The organism is Vibrio sp. 10N.261.52.A1, assembly GCF_002876325.1.
In the GTDB taxonomy this organism is placed as follows: domain Bacteria; phylum Pseudomonadota; class Gammaproteobacteria; order Enterobacterales; family Vibrionaceae; genus Vibrio; species Vibrio chagasii.
Window position 1 is genome coordinate 1 of the sequence record NZ_MCYD01000847.1, and the last position, 6251, is coordinate 6251.

The 6251-nt window shown below is 46.2% G+C and carries 8 protein-coding genes; all 8 read left to right on the forward strand.

Annotation, left to right across the window (positions count from 1 at the left end):
- The first annotated feature begins 176 nt into the window (after nt 1-176).
- Nucleotides 177-1097 (forward strand): allantoinase PuuE, encoded by a 921-nt coding sequence (gene puuE / locus BCT81_RS18020; RefSeq protein WP_102425348.1) that lies wholly within the window; start codon nt 177-179, stop codon nt 1095-1097.
- 23 nt (nt 1098-1120) lie between these two features.
- On the forward strand, nt 1121-1636 hold the full coding sequence (gene uraD / locus BCT81_RS18025; protein WP_061033009.1) for a 2-oxo-4-hydroxy-4-carboxy-5-ureidoimidazoline decarboxylase: 516 nt from the start codon (nt 1121-1123) through the stop codon (nt 1634-1636).
- Between the two features lie 122 nt (nt 1637-1758).
- On the forward strand, nt 1759-2745 hold the full coding sequence (gene alc / locus BCT81_RS18030) for an allantoicase (RefSeq protein WP_102425349.1): 987 nt from the start codon (nt 1759-1761) through the stop codon (nt 2743-2745).
- Between the two features lie 14 nt (nt 2746-2759).
- Entirely contained in the window at nt 2760-3320 is a 561-nt protein-coding gene (locus BCT81_RS18035) for an ureidoglycolate lyase (protein ID WP_102425350.1), read from the forward strand.
- A gap of 14 nt (nt 3321-3334) precedes the next feature.
- The gene (locus tag BCT81_RS18040) at nt 3335-4642 is read left to right on the forward strand and encodes a urate hydroxylase PuuD (RefSeq protein ID WP_102425351.1); all 1308 of its coding nucleotides are present in this window, start codon (nt 3335-3337) and stop codon (nt 4640-4642) included.
- Between the two features lie 257 nt (nt 4643-4899).
- Nucleotides 4900-5274, forward strand: a complete 375-nt coding sequence (locus BCT81_RS18045) for a hypothetical protein (protein ID WP_206748015.1) — start codon at nt 4900-4902, stop codon at nt 5272-5274.
- Between the two features lie 107 nt (nt 5275-5381).
- Nucleotides 5382-5621, forward strand: coding sequence for a hypothetical protein (locus BCT81_RS30010; protein WP_102425353.1), 240 nt, complete (start codon nt 5382-5384; stop codon nt 5619-5621).
- Nucleotides 5622-5653: 32 nt separating this feature from the next.
- Nucleotides 5654-6127 (forward strand): GrpB family protein, encoded by a 474-nt coding sequence (locus tag BCT81_RS18055; protein ID WP_102425354.1) that lies wholly within the window; start codon nt 5654-5656, stop codon nt 6125-6127.
- Nucleotides 6128-6251 lie beyond the last annotated feature (124 nt).

Consider the following 6251-nt stretch of genomic DNA (forward strand, 5'->3'; position numbering starts at 1 on the left):
GTATTTGGCTTGATTTTTTAACTTAAGCAACAAAATCTTTACATTAAGATAAGTAATTGTATACAATAAATGTACAGGGGTGAGGTTGCTCGGTTTTGGATAAATCACTAGCTGAATCATTTCGATGGGGCAGCTGAAGAGCGGCTAAGCCAACCACTTATGTTAGGAGTACTTGGATGAATAAGGATTATTCAAGAAATTTGATCGGTTACGGAGCTAATCCTCCTAACCCTCAATGGCCAGGTAATGCGCGCGTCGCGGTTTCTTTTGTATTGAATTATGAAGAGGGCGGTGAGCGTTGTTTGTTACATGGAGACGACGAGTCTGAAGCCTTTCTTTCAGAGATCCCGTCAGCACAGCCGCTCAAAGGCGAGCGTCACATCAGCATGGAATCCATCTATGAGTATGGTAGCCGAGCGGGTGTGTGGCGTGTTCTTCGCTTGTTCGATGAATATGAAATTCCACTGACTGTATTTGCGGTCGCTATGGCCATTGAGCGTCACCCAGACGTAGCTGAAGCCATGGTAGAAGCAGGTCACGAAATCTGTAGCCACGGTTATCGTTGGATAGACTATCAATATATTGATGAGTCAGAAGAGCGTGACCATATGACCAAAGCGATTGAGATTATCCAACAGGTGACGGGTCAACGTCCGCAAGGTTGGTATACCGGTCGTACAGGGCCGAATACTCGCCGCTTAGTCGCAGAAGAAGGTGGCTTCCTTTATGACTCAGATGCCTATGACGATGACCTGCCTTATTGGCACACCGAAACCGGTCATCCACAGCTAGTGATCCCTTACACGCTTGATGTTAACGATATGCGCTTTTCAACGGCGCAAGGCTTCAACTCTGGTGAGCAGTTCTTCCAGTATTTAAAAGACACTTTTGACACCCTTTATATGGAAGGCGAAACCGCACCAAAAATGATGTCGGTAGGGCTGCATTGTCGTCTTATTGGTCGTCCCGGTCGTATTGCTGCATTGAGACGCTTCTTAGATTACGTAAAACAACATGACAGCGTGTGGCTATGTCGTCGAATTGATATTGCCAACCACTGGCACAAACATCACCCATACAACGGACAACAAAATTAGAACGAACAGCAAGGAGGCTTAACGTGACTGAATTTCGATCTTGCCAACCAACAACCATGGACCGTGACACTTTTGTCGCGCACTTTGCTGATGTTTACGAGCACAGCCCATGGGTTGCTGAGGCGGTATATGACCAAGGTTTGAATGCCGAAGACGACCACATTGAGAATCTTCATCTAAAAATGGCATCGACCTTGCTCAATGCCGACCAAGGCAAACAGTTGGCTTTGATCAACGCTCACCCAGACTTAGCGGGCAGAGCAGCAGTAAACGGCGAACTTACTGAGTCGTCGACAAAAGAACAAGCGGGGGCGGGCATTGATCAATGCAGCGCCGAAGAATTTGAAAAATTCACTTCTTATAACAACAGCTACAAAAGTCGCTTCAATTTCCCTTTTATCATGGCGGTGAAGGGAGCCAATCGTTACCAAATTCTTGAGTCGTTCGAGATGCGATTAGGAAATGATAGTGAAACTGAGTTTGCTACGGCGATTCAAGAGATCAACAAGATCGCGATGTTTCGTCTCTGGGATATGTAAGTTAACGGAGTTAACAGCTATCTCAGCCCAGTCTTAGTGCCTAAAGGTTTGATTTGTAAAAACATAAGCCGCTAAGTTCTCATTTTATTATTACTTGATTAATTTCATAGGATTACACGGACATGACCCATAAATTTGAACAGTACATAAACCTTGCAGACGAAAAACTCGGCGCAGAAGCTATCTTCGCAACAGACGATTTTTTCGCCGATAAAAGCCGCCTACTCAGCCACGCAGCACCAGAGTGGAAAGACGACTTATACGACGATAACGGCAAGTGGATGGACGGCTGGGAAAGCAGACGTAAACGTGGCGAAGGTTACGACTACTGTGTGGTACGCCTTGGCTTAGCTGGCACTATCGCTGGCGTTGATATTGATACCTCATTCTTCACAGGTAACTTCCCACCTTCGGCATCAATCGACGCATGCTATTCACCTCAGGGTGAGCCAACCGATTCAACAGAGTGGCAAGAAATTCTGCCTTCAATGGCACTACAAGGTGACCACCACCATTTTGAAGACATTGAAAGTGATCAAGTATTTACGCACCTGCGTTTGAATATCTACCCAGACGGTGGTGTTGCACGCCTACGTGTTTACGGCCGACCAAGTGTTGATTGGGACGCAATAGACTCTCATCAACAGGTGGATCTAGCAGCTGTTGAACATGGTGGCCGAGCACTGGCATGTAGTGATGAGCACTACGGTAATAAAGCCAACATCTTAGGCCCAGGCCGCGGTGAAAACATGGGTGATGGCTGGGAAACAGCGCGTCGTCGTACGCCGGGTAATGACTGGGTAATCGTTGCATTAGGCCATCCAGGTAATATCGAACGTATCATCGTTGATACGGCGCACTTTAAAGGTAACTACCCAGACAGCTGCTCAATTCAAGCGGCTTACGTGAAAGGTGGTACAGACGATCAAGTGGAAACACAAAGCCTATTCTGGCGTGAACTGCTGCCTGCTCAAAAGCTGCAAGCGCACGAGATTCACGAGTTCATTTCTGAGGTAAACGACCTTGGTGCGATTACTCACGTACGTGCAAACATATTCCCAGATGGTGGTATTAGCCGTTTGCGTCTATTTGGTACGAAAGCGAAATAGGTAAGGAAATCAGTATGAGTAATGGAATACGTCGTTTAACTATCGAACCGTTAACTAAGCAAGCTTTTGCTGAGTTTGGTGATGTTATCGAGTCCGATAATAGTGATTTCTTCATGATCAACAGTGGATCAACACGTCGCTACCACAAGCTAGCGACAACGGATGTGCAAGACCAAGGCGGAGAAGCGATCATCAGCATCTTCCAAGCTACGCCGTTGAGCTACCCACTGACCATCAAAATGCTAGAGCGTCATCCACTTGGTTCTCAGGCATTCATTCCATTACTTGGTCAACCCTATTTAATTGTTGTTGCCCCAAAAGGCGGTAACCCATCGTTAGCCAATTGCCGAGCTTTCTTAAGCAACGGCCGTCAAGGAGTGAACTATCACAAAGGGGTGTGGCATCACCCGGTTCTTGCACTCACGGATCAAGACCAGTTCTTGATTGTCGATAGAGGCGGAGAAGGACATAACTGTGATGAAGTTTATTTTGAGAACGACCTGGTGGCATTGCATTTGGAAGATATGCCAACGGAAGACAACAAGGAAGAGCAACGCTTAGCTAAAGCGTTGTGATACAGGAGTTTATTATGGATCCGCATATTACAGAGTGGTTGAATTTAGCGATTCGCTGGATTCACATGATTGTTGGTGTTGCGTGGATAGGCGCATCATTTTACTTTGTTTGGTTAGAGAACAACCTTAACCGAGTTAACCCTAAAACGGGCCTTTCAGGCGACTTATGGGCGATTCACGGCGGTGGTATTTATCACCTAGAGAAGTACAAACTTGCGCCACCAGAAATGCCAGAGCACCTACACTGGTTCAAGTGGGAAGCTTACTTCACATGGATCACAGGCGTGTGTCTATTGGGTGTCGTTTATTACCTCAACGCAGAAATCTACCTGATTGCACCGGGCTCTGGCCTTGATTCAACAACGGCAATCGCGATTGGTATTGGTTCATTCGTTGCTGGTTGGTTTATCTACGACTTACTGTGTGACTCGCCATTAGGAAAAACCCCGGTGTTGCTTGGCGTTGTGCTGTTTGTGCTGCTCGTTGCTGCGACCTATGGCCTAACCCAAGTGTTCAGTGGCCGTGGTGCTTATATCCACGTGGGTGCCATTATCGGTACCATCATGGTGGGTAACGTATTCCGCGTTATCATGCCTGCGCAGCGTAACTTGGTGAAAGCGATTGAAGAGAAACGCGAACCGGATCCGGCACTACCTGCGAAAGGTCTACTGCGCTCTCGTCACAATAACTACATGACACTGCCAGTGCTGTTCATCATGATCAGTAACCACTTCCCAAGCACTTACGGCTCGGAATACAACTGGTTGATCCTTGCTGGCCTAGCAATCTTCAGTATCTTGGTTCGTCACTATTTCAATACACGTCATGGCAGTCAGAAGTTCGCATGGACAGTGCCAGTAGCGGCACTGGGTATGATTACTCTCGCGTTTGTTACCTCACCTTACGCGAAAAAACAGATGACTCCGGTAGTGCAAGCACCAGTGGTACAAGAAGCACCTGTGAGCACGACTGAAGAGATCGCTTCGAGCAACACGGCTTCAGCGGCGGCTGACTCTCAAGCAGTGCCTGCTGACCATGCCATGCCAACGGCGAATGCAGGTGTCAGCTTTGAAACCATCAACAAGGTCATTCAAGAGCGCTGTTCAGTGTGTCACTCTGCAACGCCTAGCCACGCCGCTTTTGCTGCTGCGCCAGCGGGTGTCATGCTTGATACGCCAGAAGAGATCAAAGCCAATGTACCTAGGATTGTTGCTCAAACCGTAACAACTCAGGTGATGCCTCTTGGTAACATGACTCAAATGACCGAGGAAGAGCGAGCACTCATCGGCACTTGGGTAGAACAAGGCGCTACGATTCAATAACCGTACTTTTTAATAACAGTACTCAGCATCCTTTACCTAAGAGCATGAGTCTTAGGTGAGGCTTGGGGAGAGTTTGGTCTTACGGGCACGCGCCAAACTCATCCCACCCTGTTTCCCCGGTTCCTATAACCGGGGCTTTTTGTTTTTGGACAAAGGAAATGCAGATTTATCATTTAGTTAGTGACTAAATGTACGCATGAAACTAAAGTTCGCCAGGTAGATATTTTGTACTTACGAGTAATTAGATGAAGAAGTTAATGACGGCTTTTGTTGTTTTAAGTTCCGTGGTCGGTTGTTCATCGGCACCAACTAGGTTAGATACTGGAGAATTTGAATCGTTGATGACTGGGACGGTTCCTAAAGACTCGGTATTGGAGTTTGCTAGCTGCGTGTATGATGGTTTCCTTCGCTCACATTCAATGCTGACTGATATAGATACTAGGCAACAGGTTCGAAACGATGGCTATCGTGTAGAAACTTATGTTGGTGGAAGAATGCTACTTGTTAGTACGGATGTTCTAACTAACGGCCATGTGGAGTTGTGGGAAAGTAGTGCAGCGGCATTGATCAATACAACTGGCGAGCGCGAAGCTTTTAAGGTTTGTCTAAGTCAATATGGAACGGATTTATAGTCGCTGCGTAATAGTATTTTTACACATATAGTTCTGTATAAGGTTCTTGATATGAATCTCCACCCGTGGCACTTTCTGTCCTTAGTTGACTCTAATTAGGGCAGAAAATGGAAGACATAGTATTCACACTCTTTAGGTTCGTTGGTGCGTTTTTTCGAATGCTTTTCCAGTTCTTCATTGTGGATATCATTTGCTTTAGCGTGGGGTGGGTTGTATCTAAGGTGTTCACTTTAGGACGTTTTCCTTCGTTTACACCTGACGAAAAAGAGCGGGAGCGAGTATCTAATATTGGGATTATTAGTATCGTTCTGTTTCTTTTAGCAATAGGCGTATTTAATAGCCTTTAATGTACTAGTGCTAATTTGAATAGTGGGGACGCATGCGATTTTACCCAGCGGAACAATATCAAGCTGCTTGCCATGAGATGTTTGAACGATACGAATGTGATATCAAGAAGCTACTCCCTAACGCGAGAGTTGAGCATGTCGGCGCATCGTCCATTCCGTTGGCCGTATCTAAGGGCGATTTAGATGTCTTCGTTGGCGTTGAGTTCAACGAGCTTGAGGATGCTGTAGAACGACTTACAACGCTCGGCTTTAAAGAGAAACTCGATACGCTAAGAACGCCCGAATTGTGCATGTTGGAATCCATATCCTCTGAAGATGTGGCGTTGCAAGTGGTTGCCAATGGTTCTGAGTTTGAGTGCTTTTTAGCGTTTCGAGACAGGCTGCGTGTCAACTCAGCCTTAGTTCAGCAATACAATGACCTAAAAGTATCCTGTGAAGGTTGGCCACAAGACAAATATCGTGAAACGAAGTCTGCTTTTATCGAGTATGTGTTGGGGCGAGAGTAGACGCGATAGTCTTCATTTTTGGTATCACTATTTAGTGAAAAATGCACTTATACAGCGTGTTAAGTCTCCACCTCTTACTTCCAAGTTTTACCTTTGTAAGCCTCCTTCCAATGTATCATTACAT